This window comes from Aeriscardovia aeriphila, from assembly GCF_002259595.1.
Lineage (GTDB): Bacteria > Actinomycetota > Actinomycetes > Actinomycetales > Bifidobacteriaceae > Aeriscardovia > Aeriscardovia aeriphila.
This window is the reverse complement of record NZ_MWWU01000002.1, coordinates 960,496-981,395: the sequence shown is the minus strand read 5'-3', so window position 1 is coordinate 981,395 and position 20,900 is coordinate 960,496. Positions and strand designations below refer to the sequence as shown.

General features: G+C 54.4%; 13 protein-coding genes and 2 pseudogenes. 6 read left to right on the top strand and 9 right to left on the bottom strand.

The annotated features are described in order from the left end of the window. Positions 1-48: 48 nt before the first annotated feature. The 8 genes and pseudogenes from AEAE_RS05100 to trxA all read right to left on the bottom strand — a co-directional run bounded on the left by AEAE_RS05100 (position 49) and on the right by trxA (position 10,398). Positions 49-1,803 (bottom strand): MDR family MFS transporter, encoded by a 1,755-nt coding sequence (locus tag AEAE_RS05100; protein ID WP_094690010.1) that lies wholly within the window; start codon positions 1,801-1,803, stop codon positions 49-51. Positions 1,804-1,993: 190 nt separating this feature from the next. Then, on the bottom strand, positions 1,994-2,824 hold the full coding sequence (gene pstB, locus AEAE_RS05095) for a phosphate ABC transporter ATP-binding protein PstB (RefSeq protein ID WP_094690009.1): 831 nt from the start codon (positions 2,822-2,824) through the stop codon (positions 1,994-1,996). Between the two features lie 42 nt (positions 2,825-2,866). Then, positions 2,867-3,916: a phosphate ABC transporter permease PstA gene (gene pstA, locus AEAE_RS05090; RefSeq protein ID WP_094690134.1), complete on the bottom strand. Its 1,050-nt coding sequence runs from the start codon at positions 3,914-3,916 to the stop codon at positions 2,867-2,869. A gap of 195 nt (positions 3,917-4,111) precedes the next feature. Then, a pseudogene (gene pstC / locus AEAE_RS05085) lies at positions 4,112-5,053 on the bottom strand (phosphate ABC transporter permease subunit PstC); the annotation flags it as partial. Further along, positions 5,053-6,294 (bottom strand): phosphate ABC transporter substrate-binding protein PstS, encoded by a 1,242-nt coding sequence (locus tag AEAE_RS05080; RefSeq protein WP_094690008.1) that lies wholly within the window; start codon positions 6,292-6,294, stop codon positions 5,053-5,055. The gene AEAE_RS05080 and the pseudogene pstC, both read right to left, overlap by 1 nt. A gap of 536 nt (positions 6,295-6,830) precedes the next feature. Next, positions 6,831-8,231, bottom strand: coding sequence for an NCS2 family permease (locus tag AEAE_RS05075; protein WP_094690007.1), 1,401 nt, complete (start codon positions 8,229-8,231; stop codon positions 6,831-6,833). A 529-nt stretch (positions 8,232-8,760) separates the two neighbouring features. Next, a complete protein-coding gene (locus tag AEAE_RS05070) occupies positions 8,761-9,777 on the bottom strand; it encodes a G5 domain-containing protein (RefSeq protein ID WP_094690006.1) in 1,017 nt (338 codons plus the stop codon). A gap of 300 nt (positions 9,778-10,077) precedes the next feature. Beyond that, positions 10,078-10,398 (bottom strand): thioredoxin, encoded by a 321-nt coding sequence (gene trxA / locus AEAE_RS05065; RefSeq protein ID WP_094690005.1) that lies wholly within the window; start codon positions 10,396-10,398, stop codon positions 10,078-10,080. A 270-nt stretch (positions 10,399-10,668) separates the two neighbouring features. Between trxA and AEAE_RS05060 the strand changes: the two genes are divergently transcribed. The 3 genes and pseudogenes from AEAE_RS05060 to AEAE_RS05050 all read left to right on the top strand — a co-directional run. Continuing rightward, positions 10,669-11,304: a DUF4916 domain-containing protein gene (locus AEAE_RS05060; RefSeq protein WP_094690004.1), complete on the top strand. Its 636-nt coding sequence runs from the start codon at positions 10,669-10,671 to the stop codon at positions 11,302-11,304. A 120-nt stretch (positions 11,305-11,424) separates the two neighbouring features. Next, positions 11,425-12,291 carry an alpha/beta fold hydrolase gene (locus AEAE_RS05055; RefSeq protein WP_094690133.1) on the top strand — a complete coding sequence of 289 codons (867 nt, stop codon included), beginning with the start codon at positions 11,425-11,427 and terminating at the stop codon, positions 12,289-12,291. A 321-nt stretch (positions 12,292-12,612) separates the two neighbouring features. Further along, a pseudogene (locus AEAE_RS05050) lies at positions 12,613-13,239 on the top strand (HNH endonuclease family protein); the annotation flags it as partial. A gap of 61 nt (positions 13,240-13,300) precedes the next feature. Here AEAE_RS05050 and AEAE_RS05045 read toward each other — a convergent pair. Next, entirely contained in the window at positions 13,301-15,730 is a 2,430-nt protein-coding gene (locus tag AEAE_RS05045; RefSeq protein ID WP_244569624.1) for a heavy metal translocating P-type ATPase, read from the bottom strand. Positions 15,731-16,112: 382 nt separating this feature from the next. On the opposite strand from AEAE_RS05045, the gene AEAE_RS05040 reads away from it, so the two are divergent. The 3 genes from AEAE_RS05040 to nrdD all read left to right on the top strand — a co-directional run bounded on the left by AEAE_RS05040 (position 16,113) and on the right by nrdD (position 20,891). Further along, positions 16,113-17,498, top strand: a complete 1,386-nt coding sequence (locus AEAE_RS05040; protein ID WP_094690002.1) for an aminotransferase class I/II-fold pyridoxal phosphate-dependent enzyme — start codon at positions 16,113-16,115, stop codon at positions 17,496-17,498. 107 nt (positions 17,499-17,605) lie between these two features. Continuing rightward, a complete protein-coding gene (gcvH, locus tag AEAE_RS05035) occupies positions 17,606-17,989 on the top strand; it encodes a glycine cleavage system protein GcvH (protein WP_094690001.1) in 384 nt (127 codons plus the stop codon). 481 nt (positions 17,990-18,470) lie between these two features. Then, on the top strand, positions 18,471-20,891 hold the full coding sequence (gene nrdD / locus AEAE_RS05030; RefSeq protein ID WP_094690131.1) for an anaerobic ribonucleoside-triphosphate reductase: 2,421 nt from the start codon (positions 18,471-18,473) through the stop codon (positions 20,889-20,891). Positions 20,892-20,900 lie beyond the last annotated feature (9 nt).

Genomic DNA, 20,900 nt, shown 5'->3' with positions numbered 1-20,900 from the left:
GAGAGCTTACGCCAAGAGAGCGCAAGCCAACTTCAGTGAGGAGCGAGCTTACGCGGCCTCTTGCTGCTTGCGCTGGCGACGCAACTGGTCGAGCGTAATCGTATGAATATGCCCAGCACCCGCACCTTTCACACCGAAAACAGCCAGCAAGAACATCACTGAGCAAATGGTTGCTGAAATAATCAGCGTCATACGCGTCGCCCAAATATTCGCACTCGCCTGACCAAAGCCTTGAGAATGCCGCCACACAGTCAGTGACGTCAAAGTGACGATCAACACTGGAGAGCCAATAGCACCAGCAATCTGGCGAATTGTATTCGTCGTGGCAGAGCCATCTGACATATCCTCTCGAGAGAGGGAATTGAGAGCCCAGGTGGTGATAGGCATCAAAGTGGCGCCCATACCAATCTGACGGACAAACTGCGAGATGGAAATCCACCACACATTCGTGTTATCCGAAATAAAGCTCATCATAATAGTGCCAATCAGGAGCATTCCCGTACCAAAAATAGCCACAGGACGAGCGCCCAGCCGGTCGAGGAAACGGCCAGAGAAGAACTGCGAAATAATCGTTCCGAAAGCACCAGGAAGAATAATCAAACCAGCCATCGTCGCCGAATAACCACGATCATTCTGAATGTACTGAGAAAGCATGAGAATAATCGAGCTAAACGCGAAGTAGGAGAGCGAGGCGATCACCGTTCCCGTAGTAAAAGCACGGTTTTTCAGCACGCGCAAGTTGAGCAGCGGAACAGCCTGGCGAAGCTGGCGAACCACAAACCAAATGCTCGTCACCAAGCCGAGCAGCATAGGAGCCCAGCACACCGGTGAAGTGAGAGGGTAAGCCTCGATATTCGTGAAACCATAGAGCAGGCCACCCATACCCAATGTTGACAATCCAGCAGAGAAGAAATCAGCGTGAATGCTGGCATTCTTCTCCATAAAGTTGCGCAAAAGGAAGACGCACAGTACCATTGTGGTTACGCCAATAATAGCGAGCGTGAGGAAGATGGACCGCCAGCCGTTCACGTCCGTTTGCCAACCGCCGATCGTCGGGCCAATTGCCGGGGCGACAGCCATTGCGATGCCCACAGTTCCCATAGCTTGGCCGCGGTGAGTAATAGGAATAGTGGAGAAAACCACGATTTGCAGCACAGGCCACATGACGCCGCCACCCATAGCTTGCAGCACACGACCCACAATTTCTAACGGGAAAAGAGGAGAAAGCCAGCAAATCACCGAGCCAATGGTGAAAAGCGCCATAGAACTAATGACAATCTGGCGAGTAGAGAAGCGTTGGGTGAAGAATGCCGTCAAAGGAACCATGACGCCCATCACCAGCTGGAAGATCGACGTCATCCACTGGCCAGTGACCAGCGGGATACCAAATTCTTTATCGATGCTGGGCAGGGCAGAGGTGAGCTGCAGCTGAGTGAAATTCGAAAGGAAAGCCGCGAAAGTGAGAATAGCAATGGAAACAAACGCGGGATGAGTCAAATGCCCATCATGGTAGGCACGTTCTCTGGTCAGTGTGATCTGTGAAGCGCGTGACCAGGCAGGAGAGTGAGCCACCCGAGAAATTTGAGCGAGAGCATGCTGGCGAGCATGGTAGAGGCGATGAGCCCAATCGGTGCTAGCTTTTGCAGTGTGAGGAGCGTGAATGCTGTGATCGTTGTGATCATGGAAACCCGCGCTGTGGGCTTGCTCGTGTCGTTCAGAACGGATGATCGGTTCGGCGTTGTGGGTAGTGTGGTTAGCCTCTTGCTCGCTCTCGTCGACAGGATTCGTCTGCTCTTCGCTCATGAAAAATGCCTTGCCTCTTCTCGCTGTGTAGCCGATTTTCGCCTTACTGATGGCTTTATGGCGGGGTGGACGAGGGCGAACCTCTGAGCCTCGTCGGTGAAAGTCAGGATAGTGTCAGCCTACTAGCAGGCCTTCACGAATTGCCGCGTTCAGCTGACATTACTCATAAGTTGGCCGTGTCGTCGTAAGATCAGCCAAACTGGCCAGAAATGTACTTCTGCGTTTCCGGACGCTGAGGGTTGCCAAACAGTTCAGCCGTCGGAGCCATTTCCACCAAGTGGCCAGGCTTGCCCACGCCCTCAGTGTTAAAGAAAGCAGTGTAATCACTCACACGCTGAGCCTGCTGCATATTATGCGTGACAATCACGATGGTGTAATCGTGCTTCAACTCTTCGATCAGCTTTTCAATGGCCAGAGTAGAGATAGGGTCGAGAGCAGAGCAGGGCTCATCCATCAACAAAATTTGAGGGTGAACAGCAATGGCTCGAGCAATGCACAGACGCTGCTGCTGGCCACCAGAGAGGTCCGTACCCGGCTTGTCAAGCTTGTTAGACACGCCATCCCACAGGTTTGCGCCCTTCAAAGCCCACTCGACAATGTCATCCGCCTCCTGTTTGCTCACCTTCTTCTTATTGAGCGTCAAACCAGACAGCACATTCTCGCGAATCGACATCGTAGGGAAGGGGTTAGGCCTCTGGAAAACCATACCAATATGGCGACGCACATCCACAGGGTCGACAGAAGGGCCAAAAAGATTAACACCGTCCATCACAATCTCACCCGTACTGCGCGCCCCTGGAACGGTTTCGTGCATGCGGTTAATAGTGCGCAAAACGGTTGATTTACCGCAACCCGAAGGGCCAATAAAAGCAGTCACCGTGCGCGGTTTAATCACCATATTCACATCGTCAACCGCATGGAAGTTACCGTAATAGCAGTTCAACCCTTTGATCTCCAAGCCAGAACCTTGGGCAGGAGCTTGGGGAAGAGTAGAGGTAGCAGCACGTTTCAAACCAAACATAAGCTTTCTTTCTCGAAATGAGGATAGGGGCAATGACAATCTTTAAGAGTTGTGAGCGTATTGCACCGAACGGGCGATGGCGCGAGCAATGATGTTGAGCAGCAAAACGATGACAATCAACACCAAGGCAGCAGCCCAGGCTCGTTCCATACGAATGCCAGGAATGCAAGCCGGAACTTGTGAACTCGCCGCCGCAGGGCACAGAGCGGTACCTTGCTGGAACTCGTTGTACACGTACACAGGCAAGCTCGTCATACGACCATTGAACAGATTCCAATTTGTCGAATCAATGGCACCGGAAGTGATGAGCAGAGGAGCCGTTTCGCCAATGACGCGAGCAACAGCCAAAGTAGCGCCAGAAACAATGCCAGGAAGCGCAGTAGGCAACACCACGTGGAGAATCGTCCTCGTCTTCGTCACACCCAATGCATAGCTTGCCTCGCGAAGGTCATGCGGAACGACGCGCAACATAGCCGCCGTCGAGGTGATCACCGTCGGGATCATCAATACGGAGAGGGCGCACGAGCCGACGAAACCATTCACCGTTCCCGGCCCGCCAATAATGGAGAAGAGCGAGAAGGAGAACAGGCCGGCCACAATGGAAGGAATACCAGCCATCACGCCCACCATCGTCGAGAGAGTGCGCGAAAGGAAGGAACCCTTCGAATACTCCACCAGGTAGATAGCAGCCATAATGCCGATAGGAAGGCTGATGAGCATCGCACCCAGGGTGATTTCCAGCGTGCCAATGATGGCATGGGATGCACCACCGTAAGGGGCCAGGCCACCGACAACGCCGCGCATGGTGTGCGTCAGGAAGTCCCAGTTGAGCCTCGTGATGCCGTTACTCAACACAGTGAAGAGGACCACGGCCAAAGGAAGAACCGCGATGGCAGCGCACACGTAAATGAGCACAGTCATCAGGTTGTTGCGCGCTTGACGAGCCACATTCGAGCGATCCATCAAGTTTGGCAAAGCGTGGTGAGAAGGAGTGTTCGGGCCGTGCGAGCGCGAGTTCTGCACTGCATGAGCCTGAGAAGCAGCCAAAGCAGCGAGAATACGAGGGTCTTCGTGACGCTTCTGCTGGCTCATCTCACCCGTTTCCTTGCGAGCTGCCACTGAGCCGGTGTCTGTCAGCTCAGCCTGAGGAGCCTTGCCCAGTGCGCGAGCCAGACGCCAGGAGCGAGAAGCCTTGCGATACCTTTGCAACAAGGCAGAGAAAGCTTGTGCGGTAGCACGCCAGAACTTCTGCCAAATGGTTGCCGTCGGCTGAGAACCACTCGGGGTAGTCAAACGGCGAGCAGCCCAGTTGATGAAGAAGGTAATCACAAATAGGACCAGACCAGTGGCAATCAAAGTGGAAACGCCTTGAGCGTCAGCCTCAGGGAACTGGTTAGCAATATTGGCAGCGATAGTCTGATGCTTACTCGCCACGAGCAGGTGCCAGGTGTAGGAGGCGCCAGGAGAGAGGATCATCAAAACGGCCATCGTCTCACCCAAAGCGCGACCCAAGCCCAAAAGGCCAGCAGAAACCATGCCGTTACGGGCGAAAGGCACGACGGCGATACGCATCATTTCCCAGCGAGTAGCACCGAGGGCAAGAGCGCCTTCAATCTGCGAGCGAGGAACCTGTGCCAAAATGTCGCGAGCCATCGACGTGATAATCGGCAGGATCATGATTGCCAGAATGATGCTCACGGTGGCGATAGTGCGAGGCGGGTTCGACTGTGGGGAGGCGAAAAGCGGGATCCAACCTAAATACTTATTCACCCACGCCCAGAATGGCTGCATCGAGGGGACGAGAACCAGAGCGCCCCACAAGCCATACACCACCGAAGGGATGGCTGCCAACAAGTCGATGAGCCAGGAGAGCGTACGGGCCAGAGGCTTCGGCGCGTACTGGGTGATGAAAAGCGCGACGCCAATGGAAATGAAGAAGCTGAGCAGGAGCGCCAAGCCTGCGGCGAGCAGCGTGCCGAAAACCAGAGGGCCGAGGTAAGCCCAGAAGTTTGATTCGACGCCACCGGTCAAACCTTGAATGGTTTTCTGCTCTACTGCAGAACCTGCGTTGAGGGCAGGCAGAGCCTTGATGAGCAGGAAGGCTGCAATGGCAGCGAGAACGGCGAGAACAATGCTGCCCGCTACGGTGGTGACCTGGCGGAAGGCGCGGTCGCCGCCGCGTTCGAAATGCTGAATTCTGTTGAAGAGCTTACGCTGGGTGTGTGCCATCAGAGCCTCCTCAAATCAGTGGTGCGAGTGGAAGCTGCGGTGTGGGGAGCGCTGGCCTGCTTGAGCGAGCTGATGGCCTGGATGCTCTTGGTTACCTTCTTGCGAACATTAGTGGGCAGTGGGGCAGAGCCGGTGATCTGCGAGGCAGATTTCTGCCCGGCGGGGCTCGTCACCCAATCCAGCCATGCTAAGGCGAAATGGGCGGTGTCATCCTTTTCGTAGGTTTGGCAGGCAATCTGGTAGCTGACCAACACCAGCGGGTAAGCGCCTTCACGGCGAATGGCGAAGTCAGTGTCGACGAGCACAGATCCTGCTTCGCCTGCGGTAGTGAGGCGAGAATGGGCGATCGTCTTGGTTGCTGCAGCAGTTCCTGGAGCAACAACAATTTCCTTCTCGCCCTTCTCAGCGGAAGCTTGCTGAGTGATGATGCTCGCTGCTCCGAGCTCGTTGACCTGGGAGAAGTCGATGTAGCCGATCGTTCCTTCAGCTTGCTGCAAAGTGGAGGAAATACCTGCGTTGCCTTTAGCGGACTGGCCGGCGTCGAAAGGCCAGGTTTCCTGCGGAGTTCCTGGCCACTCGGAGCTTGCCGTAGCGTGGAAGAACTTTTCTACGGTCTCGGTTGTGCCCGATTTATCCGAACGCCAGACTGGGGTGATCGACAGGTGAGGAAGCTTAGTGGCAATCTCAGGGTTTTCTGCCTTAATTTCAGCGTCATCCCAAAATTTGAGAGTGCCATTGAAAATGCGGGTAATAGTGACCGGCGTCAACTTCACCGGGTTGCTTGTGTTGTTGAGACCAGCCGACTTCAAATTGTAAGCAAAAGCGATGGCCGAGAGGTAAGTCGGCACTTCAAAAGCCTCGCCGAGAGCGCAAGCCTGCTGGCTACGAGTGCGCTGCTCATCGGAAAGGGGAACGTCGGAGGCGGCCAAGCTCACGCCTTTTTGAAGGAAGGTGGAAACTCCTGCGCCGGAACCGGAGGGGTCGTAAGAAATATGGAGATCAGGGGCGCTCGTCTCGATGCCGGCAATCCAGGTGGCTGCGGCAGGAAGTTGGGAGGAGGCGCCTGCGATAGGGTATTCGCCGTGGAGGCCGGAAACTGCGGCCTCGGGTGCTTTTTCGATCAGAGGGTTGAGGGCGTTATCGCCGCAACCTGCCAGCATTGCCATGCTGAGCACCACGAGGGCGGCGTGCCCCGCGTAAACCTTCCACCGGTGAGGGTGAGGTTCAGAAGAGTGTTTCATCGTAGTCCTTACGTGATCGACTTATTGCGTCACCGATTCTGTTTTATCAGTTTTGATGCGCTTTTCCAATGAGCTGGGGAAGGTGATCGAGAAGGCTCATTTTCAGGGCTTGCTCAGAGCATATTTTGCCCGTTATTTGAGGCGTTTCTGAGGGTGAAAAGTCGGATTTTGGTCGGGAAATCTGTAACGTTGCAGAATAGGCTGGCAGTAGTGTGCCCTCCAGATTATCACTGCCGATTTTTGCCTCGCGGTCGGAAAAGTACGATGAACATCGTGCATAAATTTTTATACTTCGGTGGGTGATGATGCGAACTGATAATCTTCAGCTACGGCGTGTCGTGAGCGGACTTGCTGCGCATAAAAAAGTGCAGAAAAGTGCATAAAAAGCGCATAAAAAAGCTGGTAGCCACCGAAGTGACTACCAGCCGAGTAAGTAACAGGAGAACTGATTGGAGAAAATCAGTGTTCAGTTATTGCCTCATCAGCGCATCGATCGGGTTAAACCCAGCTGATGCGGACTTCGTAGCTTTCGCTGATCAGGCAACAACAGCCTGAAGGACGAAGTCGAGAATGAAGAGAGCCGAGACGATCCACACGATGACGTGAACGTCCTTAGCTTCCTTCTTAGCAACCTTGACGATGCAGTAGGAGATGAAGCCTGCTGCAATGCCGTAGGAGATGGAGTAGGAGAATGCCATGAAGGCGGCTGCGAAGAAGGCAGGAATGGCCTGAGTGAGGTCCTTCCAATCGATATCAGCGAAGTCGCTCATCATCATGCAGCCCACGATGATCAACACGGAAGCGGTTGCTGCAGTTGGAATTGCGGAAACCAGAGGTGCGAACAAAGTGGACAGGGCGAAGCAAATAGCAACAACCAACGAGGTGAGGCCAGTACGACCACCAGCAGCAATACCAGCTGCAGACTCCACATAAGTAGTGGTGTTAGAGGTACCGAAGAGAGCACCAATCGAGGTTGCGGTGGAATCGGCGAAGAGAGCCTTATCCATCTTGGAGGAGAAGCCGGAGCCATTCTCCAAAGCATATTCATCTTCCTGAGAGAAGATGCCGGCACGGCGACCAGTACCAACGAAGGTACCGATGGTGTCGAAGATGTCGGAAAGCGAGAAGGCGAGAATAGTCACCAAGATCAGCGGCAGCTTGGAAGGATTAGTGAACAGGGATGGAAGGCCCTTGTCAGTGAAGATCACGAGGAAGGTTTGAGGAAGCTGCTGGAAAGCGTCAACGATAGAAATGGACTTGGCCATGGTGGTCACGCCCAGAGGAATACCGATCAGAGAAGTGATGATGATAGCCCAGAGGAAGGCGCCACGGTTCAAAATCTGAAGAGCACCCTTGAATGGGAACACCTGAAGGATCATCACGAGAGCAAGGCCAATCAGGAAGAGAAGCAGAGCCTTGTTGTTGAAGATTGCGAGGCCGGGGACTGCACCAGCACCGTTGTCGGACTTGGTGAACTTGACCAAACCGATGTCGAGGATGCCGACGTAAGCGATGAACAAGCCAATGCCGCCGCCGATTGCAGCCTGCATCATAGGAGGAATGGACTTGATGAGCCACTTACGAACCTTGGTGACAGTGATCAAAATGTTGATCAAACCGCAGATGAAGACCATCGAGAGGGTCTGCTGCCAAGAGAAGCCCAAGCCCTTCACGACAGTGAAGGTGAAGAAGGCGTTGAGGCCCATGCCTGGTGCCTGTGCGTAAGGAACATTTGCAACGAGGGCCATGATCAGTGTGCCGACCACGGCCGAAATAATGGTGGCAATAAAGACTGCGCCCCAAGGCATTCCAGAAGCGCTCAAAGTGCCAGGATTGACTGCAATGATGTAGCTCATTGCAAAGAATGTAGTGAGGCCAGCAACGATCTCTGTAGAGACGTTGGTACCAGACTCTTTGAGCTTAAAAAGCTTTTCCATCTTCTACCCTTCGCTTGCAGTTGCGGCCGTGCGGGTAAGCTCGCTCGCCGTGCACCTGCGGTATTTCCGTAGGAATCTTGTTACTTCCTCGCTGCCACAAGCCCCTTGTGTGCTGCTACCAGCAATTGGCGGGTCGCAAAAGCTCGTCGTGAGGTGAGTCGCGAATGCAGTCGCCAACTCAAACAAGACCATTGCACCGTATGGCGGCAATGTTACGAGGTTCGTTATCAGTTGTGAAGGAAGGGTGAACGGGATGACTTGAGATTATCACCGCGCTTCCTCTTGTGCTTTGCTTCACTTGCTATACCGCGGTTTCGCCTGAGTTCCCACCTGCGGTTTGAATGTTACGAAGCGTGATTTTCATAACAAGCACGTAACAAACAGGAAATATAAAGAGTCGAATTATGGCGGCGGGGAATAGGGATTCTGGGTAATTCTTGAGCAATAAAAAAGGAGAGCCGAAGCCCTCCTTGATAATCTTGAAAGCTATACCGAGTATGCGTGAGTGCTCTACCGGCATGCTGAAGGATCAGTACCAACCAGTGGAGTTGGAGTGAGCCCAAGCGCCACATGGGGTGCTGTAACGGCCTTGAATGTAACCCAAGCCCCAGTTGATCTGAACCTTATAGTCGTTCTCCCAACCTGGGCCCATCTTGGAGCCAGGTAATGCCTGAGGAATGCCGTGAGCGCCGGATGGGTTGTGAGCGTTGGTACGCCAACCCGACTCGCGCTGCCACAGCTGAACCAGGCAGGTGAATTCCGATTCACTCCAGCCGCGAGCCTTCACCTGATTATGAGCGTAAGCTTGAGCTTCGCCCACAGGAGCGGTGGTGCCGTAATTAGCAGGAGCAGATGCGGAAGAGGAAGAAGACGAGCTTGATGGGGTGGAAACCACCTTGGTACCCACCAAAACCACCTTATTGACAGGAGCCTTCTTCACATAAGAAGCCAAAGTGTTGGTGGACACCACGCGAGAACCGGACTTTTGCACCAAATTCGTCGATTCCATCACGCCTTCTTCGCCTTCGGTCTCCACCTTGGTGGTGCCGACAGGAAGGTTGGAATCTTTCTTCTCGATGGTGTTGAAAGCAATGGAGGAGTTAACAGTCTCCACTGTGGTGTTGGCGCGAGAAATGGTGATAACAGTGCTCTCGGAAACCTTGTCATTCAATGCAGGAGTGACGTTATCTTCTGGTTCGAGAGTGATGTCGCCAGCTTCGAGGACGGACTTCACCGTGGTGAAATCGGTGCCAAAGACGAGCTGGGACTGGCCATTAATGACGACCTTCACAAAACTGGTGTTCTTATCCAGCCCACCGCGGCCATTGCGAATTTCCTCACGCACGGTTGAACGAGAAACGCTACCGGTTGCGGAGTAGGCAGTGACCTTCTGAGTGGAAGCAGCCTTGAGAGAGTACTGCTGAGACGTGAGAATTCCGCCGCCAACCATGAATGCCAAAGCACTTGCGGCTGCAACGAGAAGCGTGATCTGCTTGCGGCTCATGCGCTTTTTCGTTTGAGCCTTGTGCAAACTATGATTCGCCATGTTTTTCCTGTGATAGACAACATTTTGTGGGGGCGCCTAAGCGCACACGTAGCTGAGCCGTCAAGGATGCTCGAAATGGCGAGCTAGTGCCATCCACTTCGTCAGCTTCCTTGCTGAACCAACTACCGAAGCCGTTGACACTCCAGTATAAACGTGGGGGAAGTCATTGAACGTGACTTCCCCCACAAAAGTTCTGAAATTATCAGCGAAGATATCAGCTGAAATCAGCTCACAGCTCAGTCTCCTTTGTCTGAGAGCTGAGCTGCTTCTCAATCTCTGGAGAGCTTAAATTGCCAGTTCTCAGGCGGCCAGTGCGCTGGAGATGATCTTCTCCAAATCAGCAGCACCAACAGCACCGACGTTACGAGCAACAACCTTGCCCTTCTTTAAAACGAGCAGGGTAGGAATGGCCTGAACGCCAGCAGCTGCAGCGAGATCCTGGTTCTGGTCAACATCCACCTTGGCGAAGTAAGCCTCTGGGTGGTTCTCGCTGGCCTGCTCAAAGATTGGGCCGAATGCGCGGCATGGGCCGCACCAGGTTGCCCAGAAATCGACGAGAACGACATCATTCTTCTCGGTGGTCTCCTTGAAAGTATCGGTGGTCACTGCATGCGTTGCCATAGTCTTTCCTTTCGTTTACATCTGTCACTCATCCAACAGAGCTATGAAATACTTTATTCCGTTCCGCTGGTTTTCCTTTTGCGGCTGAATTTCTGCAACTAGGGAATAAAAGGAAGAGAAGAATAAATGGAATCAATGGTATAGAAGGAACAAACGGAATAGGGGAATATAAGGAATAGAGGAATTACAGGAATCAGGCAGTGTAACAAGCCAGAACCTGCTCAGCCCGCCCCTCTTGCTATCGACGCTCAAGAAGGCAAAAATTGAGGTATGAGCGTGATTAGTGGCGATATTCCCAACCCAGATAACTTCGACGGTGACGACGGAGGCGAGGATTCCGACGGCGTGTTCCGCCACGTGAGCCCCGACGACTTCCAAATCAACGCCAACTCCGGCTGGCTCAGTTCTGAGCAGCTGGAAACGGCACGGTCGCTCGTGCCTATTGTGTGCGTTGAAATCGTGCCGGTGCGCGTCGATGACCGCGGGCGCGTCACCTCGGTGGCGAGCTTGACCCGTTTGACGGAGCAGGATTCTGGCTCGCAGCTCTCCCGTACCTTAATTACTGGCCGCATTCTTCGCGGGGAGACGGTGCGCCAGGCTATTTTGCGCAATGTTACCCAAGATTTGGGTGCGATGGCCCTTCCTCAGCTTCCCGTCACTTTGCAGCCTTTCACGGTGGCCGAGTTCTTCCCCGCAGAGGTGTCGCCTTTCTGCGATCCGCGCCAGCACGCCATTGCTCTGTGCTACGTCATTCCGATTTCTGGTGACGCGCAAGCTGCTGAAGACGCCGTTGATGTGGAATGGACCGATCCAACAAAAATGGATAAGCGCTATTTTGCAAGCCTTTTGCACGGTCACGATCAGGTTTTGCGTGCCGGTTTGGCCTACGCGGGGGTCCATATTTAAAAACGCGTCAGATTATCAGAACGGTTTGGCGAAATAACGCGGTTTTTGTCCGTGCACACGCTGCATGTGCTGCTACACCTTTGTCGCTAGAGTGAGAAGAAAGAGAGAAAGGTGATGACAATGCAGATTGGTGTAACCGCGTATCGTCCAGCAGGAAACAACTCGTTGGGCAAAGTTGCTGTTGTTTTGGTTCATGCCTTCCCTATTGACGGACGCATGTGGGATCGCATGGCAGAAAAGCTCAACGCTCAACTCGACCAGGATGCTGAGCTGTCTGGCTTGCCAGTTTATGGCTTCTCCATGCCAGGAACTCCTGGTGTGCCTGTTCCGAGTGAAGAAGAGTCAGGCCCTCGCACAGAAGATGGTGCCTACGCGCAAGCTCTCGACCGTTTGAGCCAAGCCATGATCGATAAGCTGCATGAGCTGGGCTATGAAAAGGCAATTTGGGTAGGCCTTTCGATGGGCGGTTACGTTGTTCTTCGTGTCCACTCTTTGGCACCTCAGGCCGTCGCAGGATTAGCACTGTGCGATTCTACCCCTGCAGCTGATTCTCCTCAAGCTCGAGCCGGGCGCTTGTGCATTGCTCATAATGCTGAAGGCGAGATGGGTGCTGAAGCAGTCATGAAATTCGCTCGTCCTAGTGAGCATGATTCTGCTGTGAAGAAGTCAGCTGACTTTATCGACACCTTCACCCAGTGGATTCACGAGCAGCCTGTGGAAGGTTTGGCTTGGCGTGAGCGTATGGCCGCAGGCCGGCCTGATCAGTTTGATTCGTGGGATAGCTTGCGCGTACCAACCTTGGTGGTGTCGGGCGAGCTCGACCCTTCCTCGAGCCCAGCAGTGATGAAGCCTTTCGCTGAGCGCGTTCACGGTGCTCTTTTCGTTGAAATTCCTGACACCGGGCATTTCACTGCATTCGAGCAGCCAGAGCAGTTTGCCACTGTTCTGATGAGTTTGTTCACCATGGTTCTGGCCGCTGCAGAGTAAAAAAGGTACTGAGGTAAATACAGTACCTATCTCAGTTTTCTCAACGGCAAGGTAAGCAAGGTAAGCAAGGTACGCAAGGTAAGCAAGGTACGCAAGGTAAGCAAGGTAAGCAAGGTACGCAAGGTAAGCACAGTAGCTGGTCAGTTGCTGCGAACTGTTCAGCGTGAGTACAGGTGTGAAGGACAACAGCGAGGTGAAACTATGAAATCAACGCGTCGATCACAATCTCATTCGTCTCGTTCGAGGCAACGTTCCTACATGTGGACGGCCCTCGCTGTTGTCGTTTTCGTCATCATCGCAGCATGGCCCAGCATTGAAAAGCTGTGGCAATCTTCTGGTGGGCAGAACCCAGCAGTAGCTGCTACGAGCCAGAACAAATACGGTAAAGGCAGTGCTTTAGAGACTCTTGCCAGTTTGCCGGTGAAAGGTAAAGCACCGCACACTGGCTATTCCCGCGAGAAATTCGGCCCTGCATGGGCGGATGTTGACCACAACGGTTGCGATACGCGCAACGATGTGCTCAAACGAGACCTCGGCCAAGTGACGTTCAAATACGGCAAATGTGTGGTGAGGTCGGGCATTCTGCAAGACCCTTACACGGGGAAAACCATCAACTTCTTGCGCGGTCGCCAAACCAGTGAAGCGGTGCAGATTGACCATGTGGTGGCACTGTCCAACGCATGGTCAACGGGTGCTCAGCAGTTAAGCGCTGAGCAGCGTGAGCGTTTAGCCAATGATCCCTATAATCTGCTGGCAGTTGATGGGCCTGCAAACCAAGAGAAATCAGACGCAGATGCGGCTACCTGGTTGCCGTCCAATAAGGGTTATCGCTGTGCGTATGTTGCCCGCCAGATTGGTGTGAAAAAGAAGTATTCTCTGTGGGTGACAAGTGCTGAGAAAGCTGCTATGCAGCGCGTTCTCAACACTTGCCCCCAGCAGAAAGTACCAGTCAAATAACCCTGTTCATCACTTCAGCGCTATTCGATACCACTTACTTCAACACGGCTGATTACTTCTTCAACTGCCAGTCCAAAAGGCGAGAGTTGATCACCACAATCACAGTGGACAGTGCCATCAGCGCTGCACCGACAGCCATCGGCAAGCTGAAGTTCAGCGGAGGCCATGCCAAAACGCCAGCAGCAAGGGGAACGGTAATCAGGTTGTAACCTGCAGCCCACCACAAGTTCTGATGCATCTTGCGCACAGTCAGGCGAGAAATCTGAATGGCTCGAGCAACCTGGGCAGGGTCCGAACTGCCCAGAACGATCTGAGCCGAACTTGCAGCAACATCCGTTCCGCCGCCGATGGCAATACCGATATCAGCCTGTGCGAGAGCTGGAGCATCGTTAATGCCGTCACCGACCATGGCCACGACCTGCGCGTGGCCATTGTGAGCGCAGTCACCATGCGTGTGATCACTGTGGGCGCTGTCACTGTGGTCACCATTCGACTGCAACGAGCTGATCGCATCGGCCTTCTGGTCTGGGCGAATATTGCTCAACACCTCATCAATGCCCAACTCAGAAGCCACAGACTGAGCGACCTCATCCGAATCACCCGTAATCATCACCGTGCGCACGCCCATACGGTGCAATTCGTCGATAGCATGACGCGAGCTCGTACGAACAGTGTCCTTCAAACGCAGAGCAAGGCTCAGAACACCATCAACCACAACGAAAACAGTGGTCGTCGGACCAAACTTCGGGTCAATCCATGCAAAGTCTGACGGAAGGCTCACATCATGCGCAGTCAGCAAGGCCTTTCCACCCACCAGCACGTGGTGACCTTCCACTTGGGCACTCACCCCAACACCAGGAGTGGAAGTGAAAGCAGAAGCAGAGGGGAGCGCGTGATGACTATCGGCAGGCGAATCGCCTACCGCTTTCCTCACAATCGCTTGGGCGAGAGGATGCTCGGAAGCGCTCTCTGCACTCGCGGCCCACAGCAGAGCATCATCAGCGCTGATAATCTGGGAAAGGGCTACAACATCAACAACCTCAGGGGTTCCCGTCGTCAAAGTGCCCGTCTTATCAAAAGCGACAGTCGAAACGGAAACGAGCTTTTCCAGCGCCGAGCGGTCAGAAATCAGGATTCCGTTCGCAGCAGCGTCACCCATCGCCGTCGAAACAACCAACGGGATTGCCAGGCCGAGAGCGTGAGGACAAGCGATAACGAGCACGGTAATCAGGCGTTCCAAAGCCACCGGCAAGTTCGCGCTCACAGCAAACCAGACCGCAAAAGCGAGAACGCCAGCAACGAGAGCGTACCAGAACAGCAAAGCTGCAGCGCGGTCGGCAAGCAGCTGGGTCGGGGACTTCTTCGCCTGAGCAGTCTCAACCAAGCGCTGAATGGTAGACAAAGTGGTGTGCGAGCCAGTCGCCTGAACCTCAACGACGAGCGAGGAATCGGTGAGAATAGTGCCAGCAGTAACGTGGTCTCCTGTGTGACGAGTCACCGGAAGCGACTCGCCGGTGAGCATCGACTCATTCAGAGAGCCAGTACCAGACAGAATCGTCGCATCGGCAGGAACAGTTTCGCCAGACTTCACGAGCACAATATCGCCAGGCTGGAGCTGGGCAAGGTCAACATCATGCGCCGAAGCGAGGTTCTCCGCCGAATCCAGCACATGTGCCTGACGCGGCAGCAGGGCGGCAAAAGCGTCGAGCTCAGTGGAAGTGGAGGCGACGGAAGCCATCTCAATCCAGTGACCGGCGAGCATGATGATAATCAGAAGCGCGAGCTCCCACCAGAAGGTTGGAATGGCGAGAATATTGAGCGTTGCCAGCCAACTTGCCACAAACGCGACCGTGATGCCCAGCAGAATGAGCAGCATCATTCCCGGCTTCTTGCGCTTAGCCTCACTCACGCCGTCTGTGAGGAAAGGCCGGCCTGGCCACACATACATCAGCGTTCCGAGAGCCGCTGGAATAAGGCGCATCACAAGATTGTCAGGAAGGCTGTAATGCAAGAGCATGGCGAACATGGGGTCGAGCGCGATGGTCGGGATGCCGAGCGCGAGTGCGATCCAAAACAGGCGGCGGAACATGGCTGCGTGCATTCCGAACATAGCGCGGTTTGCCGCTGACACGTCAGACATGTCGTGGTGCATGTGGTCCATATGGGACATGTCGTGCATGTCGTGGCCCATATGAGACATGTGATCCATGTGGTCCATATCCATGTGGTCCATATGGTCGGAATGATCCATGGAAGTCATGTCATGCATATGTTTCATGTGTTCCATGTGCATATCGCTCATGTCGTGATGCATGTCACTCATGTCGTGATGTGTGTGATCCATGTTGTGCATGTTGTGCATGTTGTGCATGGTGTGGTCTGTGCCCATGTTGCTGTGGTCCATGTGGCAGTTTGGCATGCCACATACTGGGCACTTCTCTTCTTTCGTGGCCTCGTGCTGAGGCATCTGATTCTCAGGCACGTTCGCTCCTTGCAGCAGATGAATGTTTACAACTGTAAATGTAGAACACAGGGTGGGATTTCGTTTACAAATGTAACTAATTATTCTCTGGGCACATTTTTGGGAATGATAATCTCAAGCAAAACTGTTGATACAGACGAGGTGAAACGCGAGGTGCCGGAGAGTAGGGAAGCGAAGAAACGTAAAAAATAAGTGAGGAAACGTAAAAAATAGTGGAACGGAGTAACACAGAAACGCGAGAAGCTGGAAGCGGGCGCAAGGGAAAACGCCTAGCAGGAACGTGTGAATAGCTAGCAAAGGTTTCTCTCGTACTGACAATCTGGGCAGAGGCCTTGGCAAACTTGCTGGTGAGAAATGCGCAAACTGCGTTAAAGGGTGGCACATGAGCAACGAAAAACAGCCTTTTGATCTTGATAATCTCACGCCGAGCAGCGAAAACCTTTTCGCCAAGATTAGCGTTGACGAGGTCTTTACCCGCCGCAATCGAAAGTGGGGTGACAAGCCGAGCGCTCAGCAACTGCTTGTCAAAAACCCAGCTATCAAGCCAAAATGGGCCGAAAAGCCGATCGCTTTGCACGTTGCTGAAATGGACGTTCCGCTCGCCCCAGCAGTCGGCTTGGAAATGCAGGACCTGCTGAACACCAACAACTTGGGTTATATTTCTCACCTGGACGGCGAAGCAATGGAAGCCGCCTATGTGAGGTTTGCCAAGAGGCGTTGGAATGCTGACGTTCACGCCTACGCTTTCCGCTGCATGGACGGCGTGATCGCATCGATTACCGCAGTGGTCAAGGCAACGCTCGGCCAGCGCATCGAGCATGACCCGACCGCCACCAATATGGACGGGCGCGCGCAATACGAGGGAACCGTCATGGTGTTCACCCCGGCCTACCCACAGTTCTTGCACCGCGTGACCAGCGGCCATTCCCTGCGCCAAATCCCCTTCACTCCTGCGCATCGTCCGGACCTCGAGGCGCTCGAGCAGGTATGCAAGGAGCTCGCCCAACACAAGCCGCAAGCTCCTTCTGAGACGGGCTACAACGCCGTGCTGGTGCTGTGCTCGCCCAACAACCCAACGGGAACAATCTATACGCGCGAAGAGCTTACCCAGATTTGCAAGATCGCCGCTCGCTGGCATGTGCGCATTGTGGCTGACGAAATCCACTCGCCGCTCGAGCCCAAGACTGCCGAAGAGTTGGAAGCGCCGCACCCTTATAACTATGTGCCGCTGCTCAGCCTTCCTGAGGCTGGTGAGGCCTCGGCAATTGTCGCGTTCTCGGCAACGAAGGGTTACGCCATTCCTTCCTTCCGCGCCTGCCTGCTCATGGCGAGCGAAGACCCTGCTGCTCAAGACCTCATCATGAAGTTCACGCGCCGCGAGGTGGAAGAGGGCACGCATGAGGGTTCTCTGGTGGAAGCTGCTGCAATGGAACGCGGTGACGACTGGCTGGACCAGCTCAACGAGAGCATCGAAGAGAACCGCCTGCTGCTGAGTGAGGCCATTGCTCGCAAGGTTCCTCACGCTCGCCTGATCCAGGGCGAAGGCACGCACCTCACCTTCCTCGACTTGACGAGCTACTTGGAGAACACGTGCTGGGATAGTCACGCTGGTGACGCTCTGTTGGAAAACTGCGCGCTGGTGTGCTCTGCTGGCTCCGACTTTGGCGGGCCTCAGTGGGGTAACTGGGTGCGCGTCAACGAGGCGACCAACCCTGCCGTCGTGTTGGAGGCAGTGGACCGCATGGCTGAATGGTTGCGCACGCTCTGAAGTGCGGTAAGCCTTCAGGTGCGGCGAGCCTTTGATGCGACGGGCTGCCGGCACGGTAGGCCCGGTATAACATATATACTTCTGTTACGTGGAAAGGACGGATAACGATGGTAAATACTCCTGAACATTTGCACTACACTTCCGCTCACGCCTGGCTGGATCGTTCCACTGACCCGGTCGTCGTGGGTATGACTGATTACGCCCAGCAGCAGATGGGCGAGCTTGTTTTCATTGACCTTCCTTCCGTGGGCGACGAAGTGGTGGCCGGTGAGCAAGCTGCCGAGTTGGAGAGCTCAAAGGCCGTGGAAAGCTTCATTTCTCCCGTTTCTGGCACTGTGGCAGCCGTCAACTCCAAGCTGGAGAACCAACCCGAGCTCGCTAACCGTGACCCTTACGGAGAGGGCTGGCTATTCAAGGTCAACTCCACTGATGCTGATAATCCTGAGCCGGGCTTGTTGGATGCCCAGGCTTATAGCGAGCTGGAGCAGTAGGGTAGCGCGCGCTGAGGAAAGCTTGAGGAAAGCTGGGGCTTGAAGCTTGAGGAGAGCTTGAGCTGAGGTTTGAGGAAGGCTGTACGGTGAGGAAACTTGCGGTACAGCCTTTCTTGTTGCTCAGAAACTGACATCTTGGGAGGGGATACTTCAAGATTGTCAACCCGCTTCATCACCACAGAATAATGCTCTCCATCCGCGTGCTCGGCGTGTTCGCCGTGAGGAGAGGGGCTGAGCCTGTGGATAACAAATCGAAAATTTTTGGCCAAGAGTGAGAAACGCCTCAAAAGACGCGACCCACAAGATACAGTGCCAAAACCTTTTCCACAACACTAGATGTTGTGTTGAAACCTGCCTATACTGAACGAAGCACCTCGGAACAGTGAGGGACCGAGGAAGCTCGAAAGCGTTTACCCCATGCCATGAGCGTGGGTTTCGTGCGCTCTCAACGCGCATAGGTGAAGGAGAAGGTATGACTCAGATGCTGACAAGGCCAGTCACCGACACGTTGGAAGACGTGTCCGATGTACTTGACGAGCGCCATGACAGCCTCGGAGGTCTGCGCGTCGCCAAGAGAGACGGTCGCATTGTGGACTTCGACGAGGAAAACATCATTCGCGCAGTGCATGGTGCTTTCCGCGACATCGACTCGCAGGAGACGGAGAACGAGAATGCCGTCGTCAAGCAGGTTGTCGATGACGTCAAGAAGGAGTGCCTCGAGCGCTTCAAGTCCCCAGTGCATATTGAGGACATCCAAAACCTCGTCGAGCACTCGCTGATCAACCAGCATGCCTACGACGTGGCCCGCGCCTACACCTCCTACCGCTTGAACCGCGACATCAAGCGCGCCAAGGCTAGCGACGTCAACGAAGCTGTGGCTCGCCTGATCAACCACGACGACTCCTTGATTCACGAGAACGCCAACAAGGACGCCAACGTCTTCACCACTCAGCGTGACCTTCTCGCTGGTGCTATTTCCAAGGCTCGCGCGCTTTCGCTGTTGCCAAAGGATGTCGCCAACGCTCACCTCAAGGGCGACATCCACTTCCACGACGCCGATTACTCGCCATTCACCGCAATGACGAACTGCTCCTTGCCTGACTTCGGCCGTATGTTGCGTGAAGGCTTCACTTTGGGTAACGCCGAAATGGATTCTCCAAAGTCCATCGAAACTGCAGCAACGCAAATCACCCAGATTATCAAGGACATTGCAGGCACTCAGTACGGCGGCCAGACCGTTAACCGTGCCGATGAGATGATGGCTCCTTACGCCAGGCTCAACTACAAGAAGAACTTGGAGCAGGCAGAAATCATGCTCCCGGATTCTGTCGATGTTGAGGTTGCTGAGAACGTCGTCAAGCACTTCCACGAGCTGCAGCCTAAGGCTCTGCACATGCAGGACCGCGAGAACCTGCCATTGGATGAGCCATTTCACAAGGATGCTCCTCGTTTGCAGCAGTTGCGCGAAATCTACGCCAAGCTGTTGACTCGTAAGAATATTTACGACGCCATGCAAACCATGGAATACCAGATCAACTCCAACCGTGTGTCCAATGGCCAGACGCCATTTGTCACCGTGGGCTTCGGATTGGGGACCGGCTGGTTCGAGCGTGAGATCACCCGCGCCATCTTCCTCAACCGCATCCGCGGCTTGGGTAAAAACCACCGCACGGCAATCTTCCCGAAGCTCGTTTACACCATTAAGCATGGTGTGAACTCCGAGCCAGAAGACCCGAACTACGACATGAAGACCTTGGCTTTGGAATGCTCCACCAAGCGCATGTACCCGGACATCGTGTTCTACGAGAACATCGTTCGCATCACCGGCTCCTTCAAGGCTCCTATGGGTTGCCGCTCCTTCCTGCAAGGCTGGATCAACCCAGAAACTGGTAAGGATGAGGAAGATGGCCGTATGAACCTCGGCGTGGTCTCCCTCAACATTCCTCGCATCGCACTCGAATCGCACGGTGACAAGGCCACCTTCTTCAAGATTCTTGACGAGCGTATGGCCGTTGCTCACCACGCTTTGCAATTCCGCATCAACCGTTGCAAGGAAGCCAAGCCAAAGAACGCTCCTGTTCTCTACCAGTTCGGCGCCTTCGGCAAGCTCGGCCCTGAAGATGACGTCGACCAGCTGTTCAGGAACTCCCGCGCCACTGTTTCCTTGGGCTACATCGGCCTGGCTGAAGCAACGGCAGTGTTCTACGGCAAGGATTGGATTACCGACCACCACTGGGACCCAGAAGGCAAGAAGTTCGCTCTCTCCATCGTTCAGCGTTTGAACGAGGCATGCCACAAGTGGGAAGCAGAAGAGGGCTACCACTACTCGGTGTACTCCACTCCTGCAGAGAGCTTGACTGACCGCTTCAACCGTTTGGACCGTCAGAAGTTCGGTGAGGTCCCAGGGGTCACCGACCACGACTTCTACACCAACTCCTTCCACTACCCAGTGTGGCTGCGTCCAACTCCTATGGAGAAGCTTGACTACGAGAAGGACTTCCCGCAGTACACTGCTGGTGGCTTCATCCACTACTGCGAGTACCCAACCTTGCAGAAGAACCCGAAGGCATTGGAAGCAGTGTGGGATTACGCACACTCGATCGGCATCGGCTACCTGGGTACGAACACGCCGATCGACCGTTGCTTCATCTGCGGTTACGAAGGCGATTTCGAACCAACAGAGGATGGCTTCAAGTGCCCAGAGTGCGGTAACCATGATCCTCACCAGTGCAACGTGACCAAGCGCACCTGCGGTTACTTGGGTAACCCAGTCGAGCGCCCGATGGTTCACGGCCGCCACGAGGAGATTTCGCACCGCGTCAAGCACATGCTCGGCGAAACCGGCCATGTGATTCTTCAGGACGGTTCCGTTGCTGAATGGTGGGATGACACTCGCGAGTAAAGGCTGAAC